17 protein-coding genes are annotated in these 25,045 nt (G+C 71.4%); 10 read left to right on the top strand and 7 right to left on the bottom strand.

The annotated features are described in order from the left end of the window. Positions 1-38: 38 nt before the first annotated feature. A complete protein-coding gene (locus ACIGXJ_RS02390) occupies positions 39-3,056 on the top strand; it encodes a bifunctional [glutamine synthetase] adenylyltransferase/[glutamine synthetase]-adenylyl-L-tyrosine phosphorylase (protein ID WP_399640496.1) in 3,018 nt (1,005 codons plus the stop codon). On the opposite strand, the gene ACIGXJ_RS02385 is transcribed toward ACIGXJ_RS02390, so the two are convergent. Further along, a complete protein-coding gene (locus ACIGXJ_RS02385) occupies positions 3,053-3,985 on the bottom strand; it encodes a phosphatase PAP2 family protein (RefSeq protein ID WP_399640493.1) in 933 nt (310 codons plus the stop codon). The two genes, ACIGXJ_RS02390 and ACIGXJ_RS02385, sit on opposite strands and share 4 nt — an antisense overlap. A gap of 68 nt (positions 3,986-4,053) precedes the next feature. Continuing rightward, positions 4,054-5,079, bottom strand: coding sequence for a LacI family DNA-binding transcriptional regulator (locus ACIGXJ_RS02380; RefSeq protein ID WP_399640490.1), 1,026 nt, complete (start codon positions 5,077-5,079; stop codon positions 4,054-4,056). A gap of 379 nt (positions 5,080-5,458) precedes the next feature. Here ACIGXJ_RS02380 and ACIGXJ_RS02375 point away from each other — a divergent pair, with 379 nt between their 5' ends. From ACIGXJ_RS02375 to ACIGXJ_RS02340, 8 genes are all read left to right on the top strand, one after another. Next, positions 5,459-6,727 (top strand): extracellular solute-binding protein, encoded by a 1,269-nt coding sequence (locus ACIGXJ_RS02375; RefSeq protein WP_399640487.1) that lies wholly within the window; start codon positions 5,459-5,461, stop codon positions 6,725-6,727. 106 nt (positions 6,728-6,833) lie between these two features. Then, on the top strand, positions 6,834-7,835 hold the full coding sequence (locus tag ACIGXJ_RS02370; protein WP_399640485.1) for a carbohydrate ABC transporter permease: 1,002 nt from the start codon (positions 6,834-6,836) through the stop codon (positions 7,833-7,835). A 13-nt stretch (positions 7,836-7,848) separates the two neighbouring features. After that, complete coding sequence (locus ACIGXJ_RS02365; RefSeq protein WP_399640482.1) at positions 7,849-8,763, top strand: sugar ABC transporter permease; 915 nt, start codon at positions 7,849-7,851, stop codon at positions 8,761-8,763. Between the two features lie 195 nt (positions 8,764-8,958). Next, the gene (locus ACIGXJ_RS02360; protein ID WP_399640479.1) at positions 8,959-10,632 is read left to right on the top strand and encodes a glycoside hydrolase family 13 protein; all 1,674 of its coding nucleotides are present in this window, start codon (positions 8,959-8,961) and stop codon (positions 10,630-10,632) included. A gap of 95 nt (positions 10,633-10,727) precedes the next feature. Then, complete coding sequence (locus ACIGXJ_RS02355) at positions 10,728-11,567, top strand: hypothetical protein (RefSeq protein WP_399640475.1); 840 nt, start codon at positions 10,728-10,730, stop codon at positions 11,565-11,567. A 165-nt stretch (positions 11,568-11,732) separates the two neighbouring features. Continuing rightward, on the top strand, positions 11,733-13,112 hold the full coding sequence (locus tag ACIGXJ_RS02350) for an alpha-amylase family protein (RefSeq protein ID WP_399640472.1): 1,380 nt from the start codon (positions 11,733-11,735) through the stop codon (positions 13,110-13,112). A gap of 129 nt (positions 13,113-13,241) precedes the next feature. Further along, a complete protein-coding gene (pulA, locus tag ACIGXJ_RS02345) occupies positions 13,242-18,641 on the top strand; it encodes a pullulanase-type alpha-1,6-glucosidase (RefSeq protein WP_399640469.1) in 5,400 nt (1,799 codons plus the stop codon). A gap of 40 nt (positions 18,642-18,681) precedes the next feature. Continuing rightward, positions 18,682-19,035 carry a 5-carboxymethyl-2-hydroxymuconate Delta-isomerase gene (locus ACIGXJ_RS02340; protein ID WP_399640466.1) on the top strand — a complete coding sequence of 118 codons (354 nt, stop codon included), beginning with the start codon at positions 18,682-18,684 and terminating at the stop codon, positions 19,033-19,035. A gap of 12 nt (positions 19,036-19,047) precedes the next feature. Here the strand turns inward: ACIGXJ_RS02340 and ACIGXJ_RS02335 are convergent, their stop codons facing one another. From ACIGXJ_RS02335 to ACIGXJ_RS02315, 5 genes are all read right to left on the bottom strand, one after another. Then, the gene (locus ACIGXJ_RS02335) at positions 19,048-19,737 is read right to left on the bottom strand and encodes a TetR/AcrR family transcriptional regulator (RefSeq protein ID WP_399640463.1); all 690 of its coding nucleotides are present in this window, start codon (positions 19,735-19,737) and stop codon (positions 19,048-19,050) included. A gap of 69 nt (positions 19,738-19,806) precedes the next feature. Next, positions 19,807-20,847, bottom strand: coding sequence for a PDR/VanB family oxidoreductase (locus ACIGXJ_RS02330; protein WP_399640460.1), 1,041 nt, complete (start codon positions 20,845-20,847; stop codon positions 19,807-19,809). After that, positions 20,847-21,752 (bottom strand): metal-dependent hydrolase, encoded by a 906-nt coding sequence (locus ACIGXJ_RS02325; protein WP_399640457.1) that lies wholly within the window; start codon positions 21,750-21,752, stop codon positions 20,847-20,849. Before ACIGXJ_RS02325 ends, ACIGXJ_RS02330 begins: the two co-directional genes overlap by 1 nt. A gap of 166 nt (positions 21,753-21,918) precedes the next feature. Continuing rightward, positions 21,919-23,853 (bottom strand): hypothetical protein, encoded by a 1,935-nt coding sequence (locus ACIGXJ_RS02320; RefSeq protein WP_399640454.1) that lies wholly within the window; start codon positions 23,851-23,853, stop codon positions 21,919-21,921. 50 nt (positions 23,854-23,903) lie between these two features. Continuing rightward, positions 23,904-24,404 (bottom strand): tetratricopeptide repeat protein, encoded by a 501-nt coding sequence (locus ACIGXJ_RS02315; RefSeq protein WP_399640451.1) that lies wholly within the window; start codon positions 24,402-24,404, stop codon positions 23,904-23,906. Between the two features lie 109 nt (positions 24,405-24,513). Here ACIGXJ_RS02315 and ACIGXJ_RS02310 point away from each other — a divergent pair, with 109 nt between their 5' ends. After that, on the top strand, positions 24,514-24,894 hold the full coding sequence (locus ACIGXJ_RS02310; protein WP_399640448.1) for a hypothetical protein: 381 nt from the start codon (positions 24,514-24,516) through the stop codon (positions 24,892-24,894). Positions 24,895-25,045 lie beyond the last annotated feature (151 nt).

The following is a 25,045-nucleotide window of genomic DNA, read 5'->3' as shown; positions in this document are numbered from 1 at the left end:
CGCACGGCCGTGTCGGCCGGACCGGACGGAGGCGGGGCATGACGGCGCCGGGGCGCAGAAGCAGTACCTTCACACGGCTGCTGCGGCACGGATTCACCGACGCCTCCGCCGCCGAACGTCTTCTGGACAGCGCCGAGCTGGCCGCCGTGCGCAACGACCCGGTGCTCCTGGAGGCCCTCGGCGCCACCGCCGACCCCGATCTCGCCCTGGGCGGCCTGGTCCGCCTGCTGGAGGCCCAGCCCGCTCCCACCGCGCGCCGGGAGCTGCTGGACACCCTGATAGCGGCCAAGCCGCTGCGGGACCGGCTGCTCGGGGTGCTCGGCGCCTCCGCCGCGCTCGGCGACCATCTGGCCCGGCACCCGGACGACTGGCGGGCGCTGGTCATGTACGAGCCGCGCGACCTGCACCCGGGCGTCGAGGAGTTCGAGCGGTGCCTGGACGGGGCGGCCGACCCGGTCTCGCTGCGGGTGGCGTACCGGCGCTGTCTGCTGTCCATCGCCGCCCGTGACGTGTGCGGCACCACCGACGTCGCCCAGACCGCCGCCGAGCTCGCCGACCTCGCCACCGCCACCCTGCGCGCCGCGCTCGCCCTGGCCCGCGCGGACGCCCCCGGCGACGCGGCGCTGTGCCGGCTCGCGGTCATCGCGATGGGCAAGTGCGGCGGCAACGAGCTCAACTACGTCTCCGACGTCGACGTCATCTTCGTGGGGGAGGCCGTCGACGGCGCCGACGAGGGCAAGGCCCTGCGCGCGGCCACCAAGCTCGCCTCGCACATGATGCGGATCTGCTCCGAGACGACCGTCGAGGGCTCGATCTGGCCGGTCGACGCCAACCTGCGCCCCGAGGGCCGCAACGGCCCGCTCGTGCGCACCCTCAGCAGCCACCTCGCCTACTACCAGCGCTGGGCGAAGACCTGGGAGTTCCAGGCGCTGCTGAAGGCCCGCCCGGTCGCCGGCGACCTGGAGCTGGGGGAGGCGTACGTGGCCGCGCTGCAGCCGCTGGTGTGGCAGGCCGCCGAGCGGGAGAACTTCGTCGCCGACGTGCAGAAGATGCGCCGCCGGGTCGTCGAGAACATCCCCGCCGCCGAGGTCGACCGCGAGCTCAAGCTCGGCCCCGGCGGCCTCAGGGACGTCGAGTTCGCCGTGCAGTTGCTGCAGCTGGTGCACGGCCGCACCGACGCCGGCCTGCGCAGCGGCACGACCCTGGACGCGCTCCAGGCCCTCGCCGCCGGCGGCTACGTGGGCCGCGAGGACGCCGGCCGGCTCGACGAGGCGTACCGCTTCCTGCGCTCCATGGAGCACCGCATCCAGCTCTACCGGCTGCGCCGAACCCACCTCGTGCCCGAGGGCGAGGCCGACCAGCGCCGCCTCGGCCGCTCCCTCGGCCTGCGGACCGACCCGGTCGCCGAGCTGAACCGCGAGTGGCGCCGCCACACCGGTGTCGTACGGCGCCTGCACGAGAAGCTGTTCTACCGGCCGCTGCTGGACGCCGTCGCCCAGCTCGCCCCCGGCGAGGCCCGGCTCAGCCCCGAGGCCGCCCGCGAGCGCCTCATCGCCCTCGGCTACGCCGACCCCGCCGCGGCCCTGCGCCACCTGGAGGCCCTCGCCTCCGGCGTCACCCGCAAGGCCGCCATCCAGCGCACCCTGCTGCCGGTGCTGCTGGGCTGGTTCGCCGACTCCGCCGACCCGGACGCGGGCCTGCTGAACTTCCGCAAGGTCTCCGACGCGCTGGGCAAGACGCCCTGGTACCTGCGGCTGCTGCGCGACGAGGGCGCCGCCGCGCAGAACCTCGCCCGTGTCCTGTCGGCCGGTCGGCTCGCGCCCGACCTGCTGATGCGCGCCCCCGAGGCGGTCGCCCTGCTCGGCGACGGCGACGGCGCGGGGGCCGGGACCGGGGGAGGGCTCGCCCCGCGCACCCGCGCCCACCTGGAGCAGGAGATACTCGCCGCCGTCGGCCGCGCCGAGAACGCCGAGCAGGCCGTCACCGCCGCCCGTGGCGTCCGCCGCCGCGAACTGTTCCGCACGGCCGCCGGGGACATCGTCAGCTCCTACGGCACCGAGACCCGGCCCGCCGAGGCCGACCAGGGCGCGCTGGTGGACCGGGTGGGCGGCGCGGTCTCCGACCTCACGGCCGCGACCCTGGCGGGCACGCTCAGGGCCGTCGTCCGCGAGGGCTGGGGCGACACCCTCCCCACCCGGTTCGCGATCATCGGCATGGGCCGGTTCGGCGGCCAGGAGCTGGGCTACGGCTCCGACGCGGACGTCGTCTTCGTCCACGAGCCGCGCGACGGGGTCGGCGAGCGGGAGGCCGCCGAGGCCGCGGGCAAGGTGGTCTCCGAGATGCGCCGCCTGCTGCAGATCCCCAGCGCCGACCCGCCCCTGCTCATCGACGCCGACCTCAGGCCCGAGGGCAGGTCCGGCCCCCTCGTCCGTACGCTCAGGTCGTACGAGGCGTACTACCGCCGCTGGTCCCTGGTGTGGGAGTCGCAGGCGCTGCTGCGGGCGGAGCCGTTCGCCGGGGACGCGGGCCTGGGCCGGCGCTTCGTGGAGCTGATCGACCCGCTGAGGTACCCCTCGGGGGGCCTGCCGGAGGAGTCCGTGCGGGAGATCCGGCGGCTGAAGGCGCGCATGGAGTCCGAGCGGCTGCCCCGGGGCGTCGACCCCAAGCTGCACACCAAGCTGGGGCCCGGCGGGCTGTCCGACGTGGAGTGGACCGTGCAGCTGCTCCAGATGCGGCACGGCGCCGAGGTGCCCGGGCTGCGGACGACCCGCACCCGGGAGGCGCTCGCCGCCGCGCTCGCCGCGGGTCTGCTGTCGGAGGAGGACGCCCAGACCCTCGACGACGCCTGGGTGCTCGCCACGCGCGTGCGCAACGCCGTGATGCTGGTGCGGGGCCGGGCCGGGGACACCTTCCCCTCCGACCCGCGCGAGCTGGCCGCGGTGGGGCGCTACCTCGGGTACGGGCCCGGTCACGTGGGGGACATGCTGGACGACTACCGGCGTACCGCCCGGCGGGCCCGTACGGTCGTGGACGAGCTGTTCTACGCGGACCGTTAGGGGGCGTCGGCCTTCGCCGGCGGGCGCGGGGCCGTGTTCGACGTGCGGCCGCCGCCGCGGGGGCGCGACCAGCCCCGAAGGACCCGCACCGAACGGACGGGCTCACCACCCACGGCACGCGGCAGTCGATACGGCAGTGCCCCGTACCAGAGGCGGGCCACCGTGAAGCCGAAGGCCAGGCACAGCACCCCGCCGACCGCGTCCAGCCAGAAGTGGTTCGCCGTGGCCACGATGACCACCAGGGTGAGGGCCGGATACACGAGGCCCAGCACCTTGACCCAGGGGACGGACGCCAGCGCGAAGATCGTCAGCCCGCACCACAGCGACCACCCGATGTGCATGGACGGCATCGCGGCGTACTGGTTGGACATGTTCTTCAGGTCGCCGGAGGCCATCGATCCCCAGGTCTGATGGACGACCACGGTGTCGATGAAGTCCGCGCCGTTCATCAGCCGGGGCGGGGCGAGCGGATACAGGTAGTAACCGACCAGGGCCACACCGGTGGTGGAGAAAAGCACGAGACGGGCCGCCGCGTAGCGTCCGGGGTGACTGCGGTAGAGCCACACGAGGACACCGAGCGTGACCACGAAGTGCAGGGTGGCGTAGTAGTAGTTCATGCCGACGATGAGCCAAGTCACCGAGTCCACGGCGTGGTTCACGGACTGCTCGACGGCGATGCCGAGGTGGTGCTCGGCCTGCCAGATCCAGTCGGCGTTGCGCAGCGCCTCGGCCTTCTGCTCCGGGACTGCGTTGCGGATGAGCGAATACGTCCAGTAACTGACCGCGATCAGAAGGATCTCGAACCACAGCCGGGGCCGTCGCGGGGTACGCACCCGGCGCAGCAGGGTCTGCCCCGAATTGTCCGTGACCGTCTGCGGAGCGACCGCCTCTTCGCGGCCTTCCAGTGTCGTCACGGTCGTCTCACCCATGGGCACAGAGTTTGCCAGACATTCCCCATCCCCCCGATCATCCCCCGGTCGGCCCAGGGCCGCACCCGCTACGCCCGTGAGGGAGCGGAGGCCGTGGAGCCGCGGACCACCAGCTCCGGCATGAACACGAACTCGCTGTGCGGGGCGGGCGTCCCGCCGATCTCCTCCAGCAGCGTACGCACGGCGGCCTGGCCCATCGCCGGGACCGGCTTGCGGACGGTGGTCAGGGGCGGGTCGGTGAACGCGATCAGCGGGGAGTCGTCGAAGCCGACCACGGAGATGTCCTTGGGGACCTCCAGGCCGAGCTGCCGGGCCGCCCTTATGGCGCCCAGGGCCATCATGTCGCTCGCGCAGACCACGGCCGTGCAGTTCCGGCCGATGAGGGCCGTCGCGGCCGCCTGGCCGCCCTCCAGCGTGTACAGCGAGTGCTGCACCAGCTCCGACTCGACGACCTCCGCGTTCAGGCCGAGCTGCTCCTGCATGGCGCGGACGAAGCCCTCTATCTTCCGCTGCACCGGCACGAACCGCTTCGGGCCGAGCGCGAGCCCGATCCGGGTGTGACCGAGCGAGCCGAGATGCGTGACCGCGAGCGCCATCGCCGCACGGTCGTCCGGGGAGATGAACGGCGCCTGCACCTTGGGGGAGAAGCCGTCCACGAGCACGAAGGGCACGCCCTGCGCCCGCAGCTGCTCGTAGCGCTGCATGTCGGCGGTGGTGTCGGCGTGCAGTCCGGAGACGTAGATGATCCCGGCCACCCCGCGGTCGACCAGCATCTCGGTCAGCTCGTCCTCGGTCGAGCCGCCGGGGGTCTGGGTGGCGAGCACCGGGGTGTAGCCCTGGCGGGTCAGCGCCTGGCCGATGACCTGGGCCAGGGCCGGGAATATCGGGTTCTCCAGCTCGGGCGTGATCAGGCCGACGAGGCCGGCGCTGCGCTGGCGCAGCCGCACGGGACGCTCGTAGCCGAGGACGTCGAGCGCGGCCAGCACGGCCTGGCGGGTGGTGGCGGCGACGCCGGGCTTCCCGTTGAGGACGCGGCTGACGGTCGCTTCGCTCACCCCCGCCTGCGCAGCGATGTCCGCAAGCCGTGTGGTCACGGCAGTGGACTGTACCGGTCGTATGTCGCCTTGCACACCAAGCGAACGCCGGGTGCGGGCGGTTGACCGGCGCGCTGGTTGCTGCGGCATGGCGTCCCCTCGTGAAATGTGCGGCAAGACCTTGCAGAGTCTTGCACAAGTGTTCCTCTCCGGGCTGATCACTGGCAATACCGGGTCTCGCGGAAGTCGACGAGAGGTCACGCAGACGTAACGTCTGAGATCCCTTGCACTTTTTTTCTGCAAGGTCTTTCGGCCGCCCTTACATCGCTGTTACGTTCTCGACGCCCGGCGGCCGCAACGGCGCAGTCGGCAAGTCGGCAGGGACGGATGACGGGACCGCCCCCTGCACCACACGGGCTTTACCCCTCAAGGAGAACTCATGCGGCGTGGCATAGCGGCCAGCGCGCTGGTGGCGTCCCTCGCTCTCACGGCGACGGCGTGCGGCGGCAGTGACAGCGGCGACTCGGCTGACGGCCCGGTCACCTTGACCTGGTGGGACACCTCCAACGCGACCAACGAGGCGCCGACGTACAAGGCCCTGGTCAAGGAGTTCGAGGCCGCCAACAAGGACATCAAGGTCAAGTACGTCAACGTCCCCTTCGACCAGGCGCAGAACAAGTTCGACACCGCCGCCGGCTCCAAGGGCGCCCCGGACATCCTGCGCTCCGAGGTCGGCTGGACGCCCGCCTTCGCCAAGAAGGGCTACTTCCTGCCGCTGGACGGCACCGAGGCCCTCGCGGACCAGGCCAAGTTCAAGACCAACCTCATCGAGCAGGCCACGTACGAGGGCAAGGTCTACGGTGTCCCCTTCACCACGGACACGCTGGCCCTGGTGTACAACAAGGAACTGTTCGCCAAGGCGGGCGTCGACGCCCCGCAGACCTGGGACGAGCTGAAGAAGGCCGCCGCCACCATCAAGGCGAAGACCGGCGTCGACGGCTACTGGGGCTCCACCCAGGCCTACTACGCCCAGTCCTTCCTGCACGGTGAGGGCACCGACACGGTCGACGTCGAGGCCAAGAAGATCACGGTCGCCTCGCCCGAGGCGAAGAAGGCCTACGGCACCTGGCTGAGCCTGTTCGACGGCAAGGGCCTGCACAAGGCCGACACCACCGCCGACGCCTACGCCCACATCCAGGAGGCGTTCGTCAACGGCAAGGTCGCCGCGATCATCCAGGGCCCGTGGGAGATCACCAACTTCTACAAGGGCTCGGCCTTCAAGGACAAGAACAACCTCGGCATCGCCACCGTCCCGGCCGGCTCCTCCGGCAAGGCGGGCGCCCCGACCGGCGGCCACAACCTCTCCGTGTACGCCGGCTCCGACGAGGCCCACCAGCAGGCCGCGCTGAAGTTCGTGAACTTCATGACCTCCGCGCACGCCCAGGAGACCATCGCGCTGAAGAACGCCACGCTGCCCACGCGTGACGACGCCTACACCGCCGAGGTCAAGGCCGACCCGGGCATCGCCGGCTACCAGGGCGTCCTGGCCGCCGCCCAGCCGCGTCCGGAGCTGCCCGAGTACAGCTCGCTCTGGGGTCCGCTGGACAAGGAACTGCTCAAGATCGCCGGTGGCAAGGAGTCCCTGGACGACGGCCTGAGCAACGTGGAGACCGAGATCGCCAAGCTGGTCCCGGACTACACCAAGTAAGCCGTGCGGCCGCCGGATCCTCCAGCCAGAGGGGGAAGGATCCGGCGGCCCTCGTCCTGTGAGCCGTACTGAAAGATCTGCCGAATCACTAGAAGGTTGTCGAACCATGACAGTCGCCATCGACCGAGCGACCGGCAAGCGGCGCGGTGACCGAGGTCCCCGGCCCGGCCTGGGCCGGCGTCTCAAGAACAGCTACCAGAGGTACTGGTACGCCTATGCCATGATCGCCCCGGTGGTCGTCGTGCTCGGCGCGCTGGTGCTGTACCCCCTGGCCTACGGCTTCTACCTGACGCTCACCGACGCCGACAGCCTCAACTCGGCCCGGACCATCGGCGCCAACGAGATCGAGGCCACGTACAAGTTCATCGGCATCGACAACTACGCCGACATCCTGTGGGGTGAGACCGCCTACGACCGGTTCTGGTCCCACTTCATCTGGACGGTCGTGTGGACGGCCGCCTGTGTCGTCCTGCACTACACCATCGGTCTCGGCCTCGCCCTGCTGCTCAACCAGAAGCTGCGCGGGCGCACCTTCTACCGGCTGATCCTGATCCTCCCGTGGGCCGTTCCCACGTTCACCACCGTCTTCGGCTGGCGGTTCATGCTGGCCGACACCGGCCTGATCAACAGCTTCCTGGAGTTCCTGCACCTGCCGACCCCGGCCTGGCTGGAGGACACCTTCTGGCAGCGGTTCGCCGCGATCATGGTGAACACCTGGTGCGGTGTGCCGTTCATGATGCTCTCGCTGCTCGGCGGTCTGCAGTCGATCGACAGCACGCTGTACGAGGCGGCGGAGATGGACGGAGCCAGCCGCTGGCAGCAGTTCCGCTACGTCACCCTCCCCGGCCTGCGCACGGTCAGCTCCACGGTGATCCTGCTGGGCGTCATCTGGACCTTCAACCAGTTCGCGATCATCTTCCTGCTGTTCGGCAACACCGCCCCGGACGCGCAGATCCTCGTCACCTGGGCCTACCAGCTCGGCTTCGGACAGCAGCCGCGCGAGTTCGCCGAGTCGGCCGCCTACGGCATGCTGCTGCTGGGCATCCTGATCGTCTTCACCTCCTTCTACCGCCGCTGGCTGAACCGCAATGAGCAAGCCGCGATCTGAGGCAGGAGTCCCCATGAGCACCACGACCACCCACGAGTCCGCCGTCGCGGACCAGGCCGCCGCGGCCTCCGCCCCCGCTCCCGCCCCGGAGCGCCGTCGCGGCGAGCGCCGCCCCGGAAGGGCCCTCGTCTCCCACGTCCTGCTCACGATCGCGAGCTTCATCGCGCTCTTCCCGATCGCCTGGCTGGTCTTCCTGTCCCTCGGCCCGGACAAGGACGACTATCTGCACCCCGGGCGCATCTGGTCGACGATGACCCTGGACAACTACAGCTTCGTGCTCCAGGAGACCAGCTTCTTCGACTGGATGAAGAGCTCGCTGATCGTCACCCTGGGCACCACCGTCATCGGTGTCACCATCGCGGCCACCACCGGCTACGCCGTCTCGCGCATGCGCTTCCCCGGCTACAAGAAGTTCATGTGGGTCCTGCTGGTCACCCAGATGTTCCCGATCGCCGTGCTGATCGTGCCGATGTATCAGCTCCTGTCGGACCTCCAGCTCATCGACACCTACCTGGGCCTGATCCTGGTCTACTGCTCGACCGCGGTGCCGTACTGCGCCTGGCTGCTCAAGGGCTACTTCGACACCATCCCGTTCGAGATCGACGAGGCCGGCCGCGTCGACGGGCTCAGCCCGTTCGGCACCTTCTTCCGCCTGATCCTGCCGCTGGCCAGGCCGGGTCTCGCGGTCGCCGCGTTCTACAGCTTCATCACCGCGTTCGGCGAGGTCGCCTTCGCCTCGACGTTCATGCTCAGCGACGACCAGTACACCTTCGCGGTCGGTCTGCAGAGCTTCATCAGCGAGCACGACGCCCAGCGCAACCTCATGGCCGCCACGGCGGTGCTGATCGCGATACCCGTCTCCGTCTTCTTCTACCTCGTGCAGAAGAACCTGGTGACCGGCCTCACCGCGGGTGGCACGAAGGGCTAGCCACCGTGCGGGGGACGCCCCCCGGTCCTGCTCCGCGGCCACCGTCGCGGACGCCCGGGCCGTCCCCCGCGCCCCTGGTACCCGAGGCGGCCGCGGTGGCCATCCGACCCCGCTGCCACCGTGGCCGCCTCGTCACCCGCTCCCTGAACGCCTGAACGTCCCATGACCGCAACCCAGTTACACACCAAGGACGCCATGAGTCAGCACACCTCCGCGCCGCACTCCGCCGTAGCCACCGTCGCCAAGCGCCGTGACTGGTGGCGGGACGCGGTGATCTACCAGGTGTACCCGCGCAGCTTCGCCGACAGCAACGGCGACGGCATGGGCGACCTGGAAGGCGTACGCTCCCGCCTGCCGTACCTGCGCGACCTCGGCGTGGACGCGGTGTGGCTCAGCCCCTTCTACGCCTCCCCGCAGGCCGACGCCGGCTACGACGTCGCCGACTACCGGGCCGTGGACCCGATGTTCGGCAACCTGCTGGACGCCGACGCGCTGATCCGCGACGCCCACACCCTGGGGCTGCGCATCATCGTCGACCTGGTGCCCAACCACTCCTCCGACCAGCACGAGTGGTTCAAGCGCGCCGTCGCCGAGGGCCCCGGCTCGCCGCTGCGCGAGCGCTACCACTTCCGCCCCGGCAAGGGCGCGAACGGCGAACTCCCGCCCAACGACTGGGAGTCCATCTTCGGCGGCCCGGCCTGGACCCGGATCACCGAACCCGACGGCACGCCCGGCGAGTGGTATCTGCACCTGTTCGCCCCGGAGCAGCCCGACTTCAACTGGGAGCACCCGGCGGTCGGCGACGAGTTCCGCTCGATCCTGCGCTTCTGGCTGGACATGGGCGTCGACGGCTTCCGGATCGACGTCGCCCACGGCATGGTCAAGGCGGAGGGCCTGCCCGACCTCGGCGCCCACAACCAGCTCCACCTGCTGGGCAACGATGTCATGCCGTTCTTCGACCAGGACGGCGTCCACGAGATCTACCGCCAGTGGCGGCTGATCCTCGACGAGTACTCGGGCGAGCGCATCTTCGTGGCGGAGGCGTGGACCCCGACCGTCGAGCGCACCGCGAACTACGTCCGCCCCGACGAGCTGCACCAGGCGTTCAACTTCCAGTACCTCGGCACCTACTGGGACGCGGAGGAGCTCCGCACGGTCGTCGACCGCACCCTGGAGGCCATGCGCCCGGTCGGCGCCCCCGCCACCTGGGTGCTGTCCAACCACGACGTCACCCGGCACGCCACCCGCTTCGCCAACCCGCCCGGCCTCGGCACCCAGATCCGCCTGGCCGGCGACCGGGAGCTCGGCCTGCGCCGGGCCCGCGCGGCGACCCTGCTGATGCTGGCGCTGCCCGGCTCGGCGTACGTCTACCAGGGCGAGGAGCTGGGCCTCCCGGACGTCGTCGACCTCCCGGACGAGGTGCGCCAGGACCCGGCGTACCACCGCGGCGAGGGCCAGGACGGCTTCCGCGACGGCTGCCGGGTCCCGATCCCGTGGACGCGCGAGGGCTCCTCGTACGGCTTCGGCGCGGGCGGCAGCTGGCTCCCGCAGCCGGCCGGCTGGGGCGAGCTGAGCGTCGAGGCCCAGACCGGCACGCCCGGCTCCACCCTGGAGCTCTACCGCAGCGCCCTCGCCACCCGCCGCGACCACCCCGACCTGGGCGCCGGTGAGTCGGTGGAGTGGCTCCGCGCACCCGAGGGCGTTCTGGCCTTCCGCCGCGGCGAGTTCGTCTGCGTCGCCAACACCACGGCCGAGTCGGTGACCACCCCGGCCTACGGCCGCGTGCTCCTCACCAGCGACGAGATCGCCGAGACCGACGGCGGGACCAAGGTCCCCGCGGACACCACGGTGTGGTTCACCACGGCCTGACCGATCCGCGCACCCGCACCCCGGGGCCCGTCACCGAACTCCGGTGGCGGGCCCCGTCGTCGTCCGGCCGGGCACACCCCGTAGGCTCACCGCTCGTGAGACTCCCCGCACCGCGGTCGTTGCGCTCCCGGCGCCTGGACGCCCGGCTCAAGCGCGCCCTCCGGCTCGCCACGGACGGCAGGTTCGAGGAGGCCGAGGGCGAGGCCCGGGCCTGCGAGGCGGGGGCCCGGCGGCTGTGGCGGCCCGGGCGCCGCCGCGCGATGACCTGGTACGCCAGGACGACGGCCACCGCGGTGGCGTGCGCCCACGGGCGCGGCGAGGAGGTGCTGCCCGAGATGGAGGCCCTCATCGCCGAGCTGGACGGCCTGACGGGACCGGGACGGACCCTCGCGCTGCTGGTACGGAACAACCGCGCGGCCGTCCTCGACTGGCAGGGCCGGCACACCGAGGCCGAGGCGGAGGCACGGGCGCTGCTGCGCGAGCTGACCCGGCTGAAGCACCTGGGCACCACGAAGGTGTGGAAGCTGGAGCTGACCGTGCTGGACGGTCTGGCGGAGGCCCTGTGCGGGCTGGGCCGCCACGAGGAGGCCGAGGCGATCGCCCGGGGCAACCTGCCCCGCGCCGCGGGCGTCGACGGCGCCGAGGCCGCCCTGCACTCCACCCTGGTGCGCAGCCTCACCGGCCAGGGCCGCCACGCCGAGGCCCTCGCCGAAGCGCACCGGATCACCCCGAAGCGGGAGCGGGGCCACACCGGCAGGCTGGACCTGGCGACGGCCGCCGCGCTGCACGGCCTGGGCCGCCGCGCCGAGGCGGAGGCCGCGGCCCGCCGGGCCCTGGCCGACTGCGAGACGCAGCTGCACCCGTCGCATCCCCGTATACGGCAGGCCCGCGCCCTCCTGGAGCGCCTCGCCGCAGGCGGACCCCACCACGCCTGACGGGTGTTGGAAATCTCTTGCAGCAACTTGCGCCGGACCCCTGCCCTTTCGGGTTTCCAGCCCTTAACATCTGCGCAACCGCAAGGTTTCAGTCGCGTTTCAGCAAGAACCTTCAGTGCGCCTCCCCGCACTCCCCATGCCCTTCGACGGAGAAGGACTCCCCACATGGCCAGAACTCTCTCCAGCGCGCTCGCGCTCGCCGCGGCGGCCGCCGTGCTCATACCCGGCACCGCGGGCACCGCCCAGGCCTCCCCGCCCGGCACCAAGGACGTCACGGCCGTCCTCTTCGAGTGGAAGTACTCCTCGGTGGCCGCCGAGTGCACCAACCGCCTCGGCCCGGCCGGATACGGCTACGTGCAGGTCTCCCCGCCTGCCGAGCACATCCAGGGCTCCCAGTGGTGGACCTCGTACCAGCCGGTGAGCTACAAGATCGCGGGGCGGCTCGGTGACACCACCGCCTTCCGCAACATGATCAACACGTGTCACTCGGCCGGCGTGAAGGTCGTCGTCGACACCGTCATCAACCACATGGCGGCCGGCAACGGCACCGGCACCGGCGGCTCGTCGTACACGAAGTACAACTACCCCGGCCTGTACTCGTCCTACGACTTCGACAACTGCACCGCGCAGATCACCAACTACCAGGACCGCTGGAACGTCCAGAACTGCGAGCTCGTCGGCCTCGCGGACCTCGACACCGGCGAGGACTACGTCCGCTCCGCCATCGCCGGGTACATGAACACCCTGCTCTCCTACGGCGTCGACGGCTTCCGTATCGACGCGGCCAAGCACATCGCCGCCGCCGACCTCGCCAACATCAAGTCACGGCTCAGCAACCCGTCGGTCTACTGGAAGCAGGAGGCCATCTACGGCGCCGGCGAGGCCGTCCAGCCGACCGAGTACACCGGCAACGGCGACGTCCAGGAGTTCCGCTACGCCTACGACCTCAAGCGGGTCTTCAACAACGAGAACCTCGCCTACCTGAAGAACTACGGCGAGGGCTGGGGCTACATGAGCAGCTCCTCCGCCGGCGTCTTCGTCGACAACCACGACACCGAGCGCAACGGCTCCACCCTCACCTACAAGGACGGCGCCAACTACACCCTGGCCAGCGTCTTCATGCTCGCCTGGCCCTACGGCGCCCCGGACATCAACTCCGGCTACGAGTTCTCCGACATCGACGCCGGACCGCCCAACGGCGGTCAGGTGAACGCCTGCTGGCAGGACGGCTGGAAGTGCCAGCACGCCTGGCCCGAGATCCAGCGCATGGTGGCCTTCCGCAACGCCACCCGCGGCGAGCCGGTCACCAACTGGTGGGACAACGGCAACGACGCCATCGCCTTCGGGCGCGGCAGCAAGGGCTATGTGGCCATCAACCACGAGACCTACTCCCTGACCCGCACCTACCAGACCTCGCTGCCCGCGGGCACGTACTGCAACGTCCAGAACAACACCCCCGTGACGGTCAACTCCAGCGGCCAGTTCACCGCCACCCTCGGCGCGAACACCGCCCTGGCCCTCTACACGGGCAAGTCCTCCTGTTGAGCCGCTGAAGCGCAAGGGTCGTGAAAATCCTTTCCGTTACTTTCACGACCCTTGCTGCAAGCCTTTCGCGGCGATACCGTCGCGCCGGGGTCGGACCCAATGAGCCGTAATCGCAAGGAGTTCACGTCAGTGATACCCAGATGGCCGGCGCCAGGTACGCGCCGTACCGTGCAGGGCAGACGGGTCGCGGCCGTCACCGTCGCCGCGCTCGCCGCGGCCCTGGTCCAGCCGCTCGCCGCCCAGGCCGACACCGCACCGCCTCCGCCCTCGGACGCGACGCTGGCCAAGGCGGCCGCCCGGCACGACCTGACCCGCGAGCAGTTCTACTTCGTCCTGCCGGACCGTTTCGCCAACGGCGACACCTCCAATGACCGCGGCGGCCTCACCGGCACCCGCCTCACCACCGGCTACGACCCCACGGACAAGGGCTTCTACCAGGGCGGCGACCTCAAGGGCCTGACCCGCAGGCTCGACTACATCAAGGGCCTGGGCACCACCGCCATCTGGATGGCGCCCATCTTCAAGAACCAGCCCGTGCAGGGCACCGGGGCCAACGCCTCGGCCGGCTACCACGGCTACTGGATCACCGACTTCACCCAGGTCGACCCGCACTTCGGGACGAACCAGGACCTCGAGAACCTCATCGACAAGGCGCACGCCAAGGGGATGAAGGTCTTCTTCGACGTCATCACCAACCACACCGCCGACGTCGTCGACTACGAGGAGAAGTCCTACGGCTACCTCTCCAAGGGCGCCTTCCCGTACCTGACCAAGGACGGCCGGCCCTTCGACGACGCCGACTACGCGGCCGGGGGCCAGAGGTTCCCGCGCGTCGACCGGGACTCCTTCCCGTACACCCCGAAGGTCACCAGCAAGAACAAGGTGCCCTCCTGGCTCAACGACCCGCGGATGTACCACAACCGCGGCGACTCCACCTTCGCCGGCGAGAGCTCCACCTACGGCGACTTCTCCGGCCTGGACGACCTGTGGACCGAGCGTCCCGAGGTGGTCAAGGGCATGGAGCACATCTACCAGCGCTGGGTGCGCGACTTCGACATCGACGGCTTCCGCATCGACACGGTCAAGCACGTCAACCTCGAGTTCTGGACCCAGTGGGCCACCGCGCTGGACGCCTACGCGGCGAAGCGCGGCCGGGACGACTTCTTCATGTTCGGCGAGGTCTACTCCGCCGACACCGCGGTCACCTCGCCGTACGTCACCCAGGGCCGGCTCGACGCCACCCTCGACTTCCCCTTCCAGGAGGCGGCCCGCCAGTACGCCTCCCAGGGCGGCAGCGCGAAGAAGCTCGCCTCCGTCTTCGGTGACGACTACCGGTACACCACCGACAAGGCCAACGCCTACGAGCAGGTCAGCTTCCTCGGCAACCACGACATGGGCCGCATCGGCACGTTCCTCAAGCAGGACAACCCGAACGCCTCCGACGCCGAGCTGCTGAAGAAGGACCGGCTCGCCAACGAGCTGATGTTCCTCAGCCGCGGCAACCCGGTCGTCTACTACGGCGACGAACAGGGCTTCACCGGCGCCGGCGGCGACAAGGACGCCCGCCAGCCGATGTTCGCCTCCCGCACCGCCGACTACCTCGACGACGACCAGCTCGGCACCGACCGCACCCACGCGAGCGCCGCGTACGACACGAACGCACCGCTCTACCGGCAGATCCGTGCCCTCGCCGAACTCCGCAAGGCCAACCCGGCCCTCGCCGACGGCGTCCAGACCGAGCGCCACGCCACCGACGGCCCCGGCGTGTACGCCTTCTCCCGCACCGACGCGAAGAGCGGCGTCGAGTACGTCGTCGCCTTCAACAACGCCGCCGAGGCGAAGACGGCGACCTTCGCGACCGGCTCGGCGGGCATGGGCTTCACCGGCATCTACGGCACGGACGGCAGGCTGACCTCCGACGGCGACAAGAAGCTCACCGTCACCGTCCCCGCCGGTTCCGCCGTCGTCTACAAGGCCACCGGGCGCCTCGCCGCCCCCGCCGGCCCGCCCACCCTCACCCTGACGGCCCCCGCCGCCGGAGCCACCGGCACCGTGGAGCTCACCGCCGACGTCGAGGGCGGGCAGCTCAACCGGGTCGTCTTCGCCGCCCAGGTCGGCACCGGCCAGTGGCGCGTCCTCGGCTCCGCCGACCACGCCCCGTACAAGGTCACGCAGACCATCGGCGAGGACGTGGCGCCGGGCACCGCCCTGCGCTACAAGGCCGTGGTGATCGACACCAAGGGCCGCACGGCCGGCGCCACCGCCGCCTCCACCACCGGCACCCCGCCCGCCGAGGAGATCCCCACCGCGTCCTCCCGGGACTACGCGATCGTCCACTACAAGCGCGCGGACGGCGACTACACCGACTGGGGCCTGTACGCCTGGGGCGACATCGCCGACGGCGAGGCCACCGACTGGCCCGACAGCCACCCGTTCACCGGCCGGGACGCCTACGGCGCCTTCGCCTACGTCAAGCTCAAGCCGGGCGCCTCGAACGTCGGCTACCTCGTCATCGACAAGCAGGGCAACAAGGACGTCTCCACCGACCGCACGATCGACGTCACCAAGACCGGTGAGATCTGGATCGAGCAGGGCAAGGACACCGCCCTCACCGAGCGCCCCGAGGGCGTCTACCCGGCCCCCGACAAGACCAAGGCCGTCCTGCACTACCACCGCGCCGACGGCGACTACGACGGCTGGGGCCTGCACACCTGGACCGGTGCCGCGAACCCCACCGAGTGGTCGAACCCCCTGCAGCCGGTGAAGACCGATGCGTACGGCGCGGTCTTCGAGGTGCCTCTCACCGAGGGTGCCACCAGCCTCAGCTACATCCTCCACAAGGGCGACGAGAAGGACCTGCCCACCGACCAGTCCCTCGACCTCAAGGCCGACGGCTACGAGGTGTGGATGGTGAACGGCCAGGAGAAGTACCTGCTCCCGCAGCCCAAGGGCTCCGCGGCCGCGCTCGACCTGACCACCGCCAAGGCCGTCTGGATCGACCGGAACACGATCGCCTGGAACGGCTCCGAGGCCGCCGCCTCAACCCAGCTGCTGTACTCCGCCACCGGCTCCGTCGAGGTGAAGGGCGGGGCGCTGACCGGCACCGACGAGCGCTGGCTGCGGCTGCAGAGGACCGACCTCACCGAGGCGCAGAAGGCGAAGTTCCCGCACCTCGCGAACTACACCGCCTACTCCGTCGACCCCCGCGACCGCGACCGGGTCCGCCAGGCCCTGCGCGGCCAGCTCGTCGCCTCCCAGCGCGCCGCGAACGGCGCCGTGCTCACCGCGAGCGGCGTACAGATCGCGGGCGTCCTCGACGACCTGTACCCGGCGGCCGACGCCCGCCTCGGCCCGGTCTTCCGCGACGGCCGGCCCACCCTGTCCGTCTGGGCGCCGACCGCGCAGAGCGTCGCCCTGGAGCTGGACGGCACGACCGTCGCCATGCGGCGCGACCCGGCGACCGGCGTCTGGTCGGTCACGGGCCCCAGCTCGTGGAAGGGCAAGCCGTACCGGTACGCCGTGAAGGTCTGGGCGCCCAGCGTCCGCAAGGTCGTCACCAACAAGGTCACCGACCCCTACTCGGTCGCCCTCACCGCCGACTCCGAGCGCAGCCTGGTCGTCGACCTCGCCGACCAGGCGCTGAAGCCGGCCGGCTGGACGACGTACACCAAGCCGAAGGCCGTGCCCCTGAAGGACGCGCAGATCCAGGAGCTGCACATCCGCGACTTCTCGGTCGAGGACCGGACCGCGGAGCACCCCGGCACCTACCTGGCCTTCGCCGACAAGCTCAGCGACGGCTCCAGGCACCTGCGCGAGCTGGCCGAGTCCGGCACGTCGTACGTGCACCTGCTGCCGGCGTTCGACATCGCCACCATCCCCGAGAAGAAGGCCGACCAGCAGACCCCCGACTGCGACCTGGCCTCCTTCGCCGCCGACTCCGAGCAGCAGCAGGAGTGCGTGGCGAAGACCGCCGCCAAGGACGCCTACAACTGGGGCTACGACCCGTACCACTACACCGTCCCCGAGGGCTCCTACGCGACCGACCCCGACGGCACGGCCCGTACGGTCGAGTTCCGCAAGATGGTCAAGGCGCTGAACGAGGACGGCCTCAGGGTCGTCATGGACGTCGTCTACAACCACACGGCGGCGAGCGGCCAGGCGGACACCTCGGTCCTGGACCGGATCGTGCCCGGCTACTACCAGCGCCTGCTGGCCGACGGCTCGGTCGCGAACAGCACCTGCTGCGCCAACACCGCCACCGAGAACGCCATGATGGGCAAGCTCGTCGTGGACTCGATCGTCACCTGGGCCAAGGAGTACAAGGTCGACGGCTTCCGCTTCGACCTGATGGGCCACCACCCCAAGGCCAACATCCTCGCGGTCAGGAAGGCCCTCGACGAGCTGACGCCCGCCAAGGACGGCGTCGACGGCAGGAAGATCATCCTGTACGGCGAGGGCTGGAACTTCGGCGAGGTCGCCGACGACGCCCGGTTCGTGCAGGCCACGCAGAAGAACATGGCGGGCACCGGCATCGCCACCTTCTCCGACCGGGCCCGTGACGCGGTGCGCGGCGGCGGCCCCTTCGACGCCGACCCGGGCGTCCAGGGCTTCGCCTCCGGCCTGTACACCGAGCCCAACCCGGCCGCCGACAACGGCACCGAGGCCCAGCAGAAGGCCCGCCTGCTGCACTACCAGGACCTGATCAAGGTCGGCCTGTCCGGCAACCTCGCCGGCTACCGCTTCACCGACACCAGCGGCAAGGAGGTCAAGGGCTCCGAGGTCGACTACAACGGCGCCCCCGCCGGTTACGCGGCGGCCCCCGGCGACGCCCTCGCCTACGCCGACGCGCACGACAACGAGGCCCTGTTCGACGCCCTCGCGTTCAAGCTCCCCGCCACGGTGAGCGCGGACGACCGGGCCAGGATGCAGGTCCTCGCGATGGCGACCGCCACCCTCTCGCAGGGCCCGGCGCTCTCCCAGGCGGGCACCGACCTGCTGCGCTCGAAGTCGCTGGACCGCAACTCGTACGACAGCGGCGACTGGTTCAACGCCATCCACTGGAACTGCGCCGACGGCAACGGCTTCGGCCGCGGTCTGCCACCGGCGGCCGACAACACCGCCAAGTGGCCCTTCGCCAAGCCGCTGCTGGCCACGCTGAAGGTCGGCTGCGAGCAGATCCAGGGCACCTCGGCGGCCTACCAGGACCTGCTGCGGATCCGTACGACGGAGCAGGCGTTCTCCCTCGGCACGGCCGATCAGGTGCAGGCCCAGCTCTCCTTCCCGCTGTCGGGGACCGAGGAGACGCCCGGTGTGATCACCATGCGCCTCGGTGACCTGGTCGTCGTCTTCAACGCCACCCCGCAGGAGCAGCAGCAGCGGGTCAGCACGCTGGCCGGTACCGGTTACCGGCTGCACCCGGTGCAGGCGTCGGGCGCCGACCCGGTCGTGAAGGGCGCCGGCTACGCGCAGGAATCGGGCACCTTCACGGTCCCGGCCCGCACGGTGGCCGTGTTCACCCGCACAGGCTGACGGTTAGGGTGCTCCTGTCCGCCGGAGAACAGGAGCACCCATGCCGCAGATCACCGTCGAGCGTTCCGGGCAGCTGGACGCGGTCGACTGGGAGCAGTTCGCGGTCGCGCTGCACCCGCTGGTCGTCGACATCGCGGGCGCGAAGCCGGAGGCCTGCAAGACGCGGGTCCTGCGCACCGAGTACGAGGCCGTAGGCGCCGACCGCGAGGGCCACGCCGTCGTGAACGTCTCGATCGCCCTGCTCGCCGGCCGCAGCGACGAGACCAAGGCACGCCTCACCGAGGCCGTCGTGGAGCTCCTGCGCAAGCAGATCGAGCCGAGCGACGGCCTCAAGCTGCACCTGTCCGCCGAGATCCGCGACCTCGACCCGTCCTACGCCAAGGCCGAGGTCTGAGGTCCACGGGCGCTACGAGGCGAGCGCGATGAGCCGGGTGACGAGGTCCGTGAACGGCCCGTCGGCCGGCTCGTCGGCGAGGATGCGGCGCAGCAGGGCGCTCATCTCCTCGTCGTAGGCCGCGCTGACGGCGGCGAGCGCGGCGAAGTCGTGGACCAGCTGCGTCTCGAGTTCCTCGCGCGGGATACGCCGTCCATCCAGCCAGATCAGCGCGGTCGACTCGGCGAGCGAGATCCACGAGCGCACCACCAGCTCCAGACGGGCGGGCGGGTCGGTGACGCCGAGGTGGGCCAGGATCTGCTCGTAGGCGGCCTGGCGCACGGAGTCGATGAGGGCGTTGGTGGTCGAGGACCCGACGGCCGGGCCGCCGCGCATCAGCGCGGAGAAACCGGGGCCGTGCTCGTCGACGAAGTCGAAGAACCGGCCCATCACCCGCAGCAGCCGCGCCCCCAGCGGACCCTCGAACGGCTCGTCGAACCGGCCCGCCAGATCGTCCGAGGCGCGCTTCAACGCGGCCTCGTACAGGCTGAGTTTGCCGGGAAAGTAGTGGTAGACCAGCGGGCGTGAGATGCCGGCGGCCGACGCTATCTCGTCGATGGAGACCTCGTCGGGAGAGCGGCGGCTGAACAGGTCGAGCGCGACACCGATCAGCTGCTGCCGTCGCTCCTCGACTCCCATTCTGCGGCGAACCCCGGTAGACATGCGAACACCTTACCGATCGGATCCGGCCCCGAACGGGCCGGACCGGCCCCGATGTCGACCACATCCCCCTCACATGTCCAGCACAAGTCGCTCACTTCGCGCCCGGGACACACAGATCAGCATCGAGTCCTCCCGCTCGCCGTCGGTGAGCAGCTCGTCCCGGTGGTCCACCTCGCCCGCCAGCACCCGCTGCTGGCAGGTCCCGCAGAAGCCCTGCTCGCAGGAGTACAGGGTGTCCGGCAGCTCCTCGCGTACCGCGGCCAGCACACTGGTGCCGGCCGGCACGGTCACCGTCCGCCCGCTGCGGGCCAGTTCGACCTCGAACTCCCGGTTCCCGTCCGTCGAGGTGCGCGGCGCGAACCGCTCCAGGCGCACGTCCGGCGCCCGCTCCTGCACGGCCGCCGTCAGCCCCTCGGGTCCGCAGCAGTAGACGGCGGCGCCGGCGGGCGCGTCCGCGAGGAAGCCGTCCAGGTCGGGCAGGCCCGCCTCGTCCTGCGCGGCGACGGTCACGCGGTCACCGCCCAGCTCGAGCACATCCTCCAGGAACGGCATCGACGCCCGGCTGCGCCCGCAGTACAGCAGCCGCCACTCGGTGCCCTCCGGCAGCGCCCGCAGCATCGGCAGCACCGGTGTGATCCCGATGCCGCCCGCGACGAACACGTACGACTGCGCCGCCACGAGCGGGAACCGGTTGCGCGGCCCGCGCACCTCCAGCTCGACGCCCTCCTGCACCTGCTCGTGCACCTCGCGCGAGCCCCCGCGCCCGTCCGGCACGAGCCGGGCGGCGACCGTGTAGGAGGAGGTGTCCTCAGGGTCGCCGCACAGCGAGTACTGCCGTACGAGACCGGACGGCAGGACGAGGTCCAGGTGCGCGCCCGGCTCCCAGCGCGGCAGGCCGTGCCCCTCCAGGCGGAGCCGGACGACCCCGTCGGCGATCTCCTCGTGCGAGGTCACCAGCAGCCTGAGCGCCCGCGAGCGCGGCCGCCCGGAGACGGGCTCCTCCAGCGCGGGCATCGGCCACAGCGGCGAGGCCCGGATACGCCGGCGCAGGGCCCGCCGGACGAGGTAGGCGGCCCCCGCGGCGGCCACGACGGTGGTGGCCCTGGGCATCACGCGGCCCCCTTCTGCGCGGCGAGCGCGGCCGGTGAGGACGCCAGATAGGCCACCGCCTGCGCGGTCGACCCCTCCTGCGAGGGGTGGTACGTCCGGCTGAGGTAGGTCGGGATCGACCGCAGCATGGCGCCGGTCGAGGGCAGGGTGCCCGCGCGGCCGCGCAGATAGAACTCCTTGACGGACCCCTTGCCGTTCACCGGCGTCGGGTCGTTCTCCATGAAGAACCGGATGCCGCGCTGCCACAGGAACACCAGCGTCGCGAACGCCGTCGCCCAGGTCCGCGCCCGCCGCCGGTAACCGCCGTCGACATGCATGAACAGGTCGAACGCCACCGACCGGTGCTCGACCTCCTCCGCCCCGTGCCAGCGCAGCAGGTCCAGCATCGTCGGGTCCGCCCCGCGCCGGTCCAGCTCCTCGGCGTTCAGCACCCAGTCGCCCAGGAACGCCGTGTAGTGCTCGATCGCCGCGATCAGCGCGACCCGCTCCATCAGCCACCAGCGCCGCGCCCGCCCGGGCGGCAGTGTCCGGTCGCCCAGCAGCTTCTCGAACATCCAGTCCACCTGCGCGGTGTACGGGGTCGGGTCGAGCCCCAGCTCCTTCAGGTGCGGCAGCACCTCGTCGTGGGCCTGGGAGTGCATGGCCTCCTGCCCGATGAACCCGATGACGTCCTGCCGCAGCCGCTCGTCCCGGATGTGCGGCAGCACCTGCTTGTAGACGTGCACGAACCACCGCTCGCCGGCCGGCAGCAGCAGATGCAGCACGTTGATGGTGTGCGTGGTGAAGGGATCGCCGGGCACCCAGTGCAGCGGTGTGTCCTCCCAGGCGAAGGACACCTTCCGCGCCTTGAGCGGGACCCGCTCGTCGTCGACCGGCCGGGGGAGACGGCCCTGCTTGTTAGACATGGCGTCAATGTACTGACGGGTAAGCGGATGGGGGAAGACCCCGTACTTCTGGAATCCGCCCGGGGTGACGCCTCGGGGGGCGCGGGGCCGTACCGATCTGCGGCTCCGCCGCGCGGGCGCCACGAGCCACGACGAGAGCCGCGGACGGCGACGAACGGCAACCCCCTCATCGAAGCCCGCTGATCACCCGCCCGTCCTCCAAGGAGCCCTTCAACTCGGCCTGAGCCCCCTGCTCGGCCTCCACAGCCAGCAGGTTGCCCTCCCCGGACCCCGTCACCCCGCCACTCGCCTCCACCGACGCCACGTCCCCGCTTCCGGCGGCGAGCAGATACCAGCCGCCGCCCTCCGCCTTCCACAGCACCCCGGCCAGCACATGCGGATCACGCGGCCCGCACGCGGCCACGTTCTCTGCCTTGGCCACGACGGCCCCGTAGACCCCTCCCGGCGTACGGAACTGCGCCAGCGCCCGCGTGCCCCCGCCCCGCCACGTCTCGGCCCGCGTGCACACCCACTCCGCCGTCCCCCCGGACTCCGGCAGCACCTGCGAGGCGTAACTCCAGGAGTTCACCGTCCGCACCCCCTGCCCCCGCAGGTCGGCGAGGGAACAGGCGTACGGTGCCCAGCCGCGCAGCGCCTTCGCCCCGGTCACATCACGCGCGGCACCCGGCCGGCCGGCCGTCAGCCGGGCCGGCACCAGCTCGCCGAGGTCGGTGGCGAGGACGGTGCCGTCCCGCCCCGACAGCTCCAGGACGTTCCAGGAGGCGCAGGCGCCGGTACGGGTGGCCGGGCTGGCCAGCGGCGAGGTGATCCCGTCGGTCAGGGTCAGCTCCATCGCCCCCGAGCCCGGCTTCATCAGGTCCCGCTCGGCCGCCTTCGTCACCCACGGCGCGGTCAGGTAGCGCACATTGCCGTCGGACCGGTCCAGCACCACCGCGCTCGCCTCCGCCCCGCTCGCGCCGTCGGCCCGCGCGAAGTCCATCGCGGCCCCCGCCGTGCCGTCCTTCGGCTCCGCGTACCGGGCGATGCGCAGACCGTCGTACAGGATCACCACGCGCGCGTTGTCGACACCGCCCGCCCACAGCAGCTGCGCCGGCCCGGGCGGGCCGCCCGACGGGGTGCCGGGCGTCGCCGAGACTCGCACGCGCTCGCCGGGGCGGGCCCACACCGCGAGGGCCCGGCGCAGCAGGGCCGTGTCGCCGGTGAGGTCGCCGCGGGCCGGCCACACCGAGAAGTCGGTCCGCGCGGAGGACTGCCAGGCGGCCGGGGCCACCCTGACCAGCTTCGCCGGGTCCAGTGCGGCCTCGGCGGAGGGGTTGCGCGCATAGGGCGGGGCGGCGGCCCCCTCGGGTCCCCAGCCGTCGCCTGGCACTCCGAGCAGCGCCCCGCACACCGCGAGGGCCGCGACGGCGGCGAGCGCGGCCTTGCCGTGCTGGCGGCGACGCATCAGATCGGTGGGCCTGGCCTGCAGCGAGCAGGCGTCGAACTCGGGGGACTCCAGCAGCGCGTACTGCGCCGGCACCCCGTCGGCCCCGGCCAGCGCCGCGGCCGGGTCCTCGGCCCCGGCCGCCGCGAGCAGCCGGCGTACCTCGGTGTCGGGCAGCTGCTCCAGGCCGCGCAGCACATACGCGGCACGCGCCTCGGCGGACAGCGCGGACAGCCGCTGGTCCAGGGCGAGTTCGTCGGCGCCGCCCGAGCGCGGGAACACCTTCAGGCCCCACACCTGCGGCAGCAGCACGGGCAGCTGGGCCCGCCTCGGCCAGGCCCGGAAGGTCAGCGGCAGTCCCGCCTCCAGCGCCGAGCGCAGCACCCGCTGCCGTACGAACGCATAACCCGGGTCACCGGCCCAGGCCCCGCCCGGCTGGGCCTGGGCCGGGATCGTCGGTGCCGTCGTACGCCCGCGCGGCAGGGCGCGCTGGGTGAGGGCGTGCGCGGTCAGCACCCGGCGGCTGCGGCCGAGGCCCGGCGGCAGCACCAGATAGGCCAGCCGGACCAGGCGCGGATAGTGCTCGACGAGCGCGGCCTCGGCCTGCTCGACGTCGACCACCGGGTCGGTGGGGGTGGGGGTGGGGACGGGGCGCTGGGCGACATCCTGTGACTGCACGTTCAGCAGAACGAGCGAATCGTGCGTTGGTCACCGCCGCCCGGGTGACGTCAGTGCCCCGGCGTGACCAGGGCCCGCGCGTAGTTCGCCATCGACCGCTGGTAGCGCGGCAGATGGGGGGCGAGCGCCTGGAGCACGAGGGCCAGGCCCTCGCGGTCGCGGCCGAGGCTGGACAGGCACAGGGCGAGGGTCGCCCGTACCGCGTCGTCCAACTCGTCCGACGGGCCGTCCAGCTCGGGTGTCAGCAGCTTGACGCCCTCCTCCGGCTGCCCGATGTTGCGCAGCGAGCTGGACAGCTGGATCCGCGCCCGCCGCCCCTTGTAGCCGTCCAGGCCGCGTGCCAGCGCCTCCCGGTACAGCGGGACCGCCTTGTCGGAGTGGCCCGTCGAGTCCCAGGCGCAGGCCCGCTCGAAGGGTCCGTCCGGGTGTCCCTCGGGGAGTTCGGCGACGAGCGCGTCGATCACGGCACGGAACGCGCCGGCCTCGTCCTCGGGGTAGTCGTCGAAGGTCGCCCAGGCGGCGGTCACACGGTCGTTCCAGTCCTTGTCCACGGGCTCAGCCTCGCACGCCTGTGCCCACCGGGACACCGGATTTGAGCGGGGCGGGCGTGACAGCCGTATCGAACTCAGGCACCCTGCCCGCAGACCGCCCGGAGGAACCATGAGGCTGTCCCGACCGCTGATCACCGTCGCACTGCTGGCCCTGACGGCCTGCGGCTCCCCGGACGGGAAGGCGTCCGTGCCGCCGACGGCCACCGGCAGCCTGGAGCACCTGGCCGCCGAGGCGGACTGCGAGCCGGACGTGCAGACCGACGCCGACGAGATCCGCCAGGCCATCTGCGAGACCGGTGACGGCAAGTTCGTCCTCGCCACCTTCGCCACCGACCGCGGCCAGCGCGAGTGGATCGACTCGGCCAAGGACTACGGCGGCCACTACCTCGTCGGCCGCAAGTGGGTCGCCGTCGGCGACATGGACGTCGTCACCGCGCTGCGCGGCACGCTGGGCGGCTCCATGGAGGAGGGAAGAACTCACCACCACTAGAGGGACACGCCGAAGCGGGCGGGGGGGGGGGCCCCGGGCCCCCCCCCCCCCCCCCCACAAGACCCCGGAAAGCAGCCCGGGCCCCCCCTGGTTCAGCCCGGAAAACATTTTAACAGTGCCCAGCATCCCGACAGGTATTATGATTGGACGG

Source organism: Streptomyces sp. NPDC053367 (genome assembly GCF_044545925.1).
Lineage (GTDB): Bacteria > Actinomycetota > Actinomycetes > Streptomycetales > Streptomycetaceae > Streptomyces.
The sequence above is the reverse complement of the archived record's forward strand: the minus strand, read 5'-3'. Positions and strand labels throughout refer to the sequence as shown.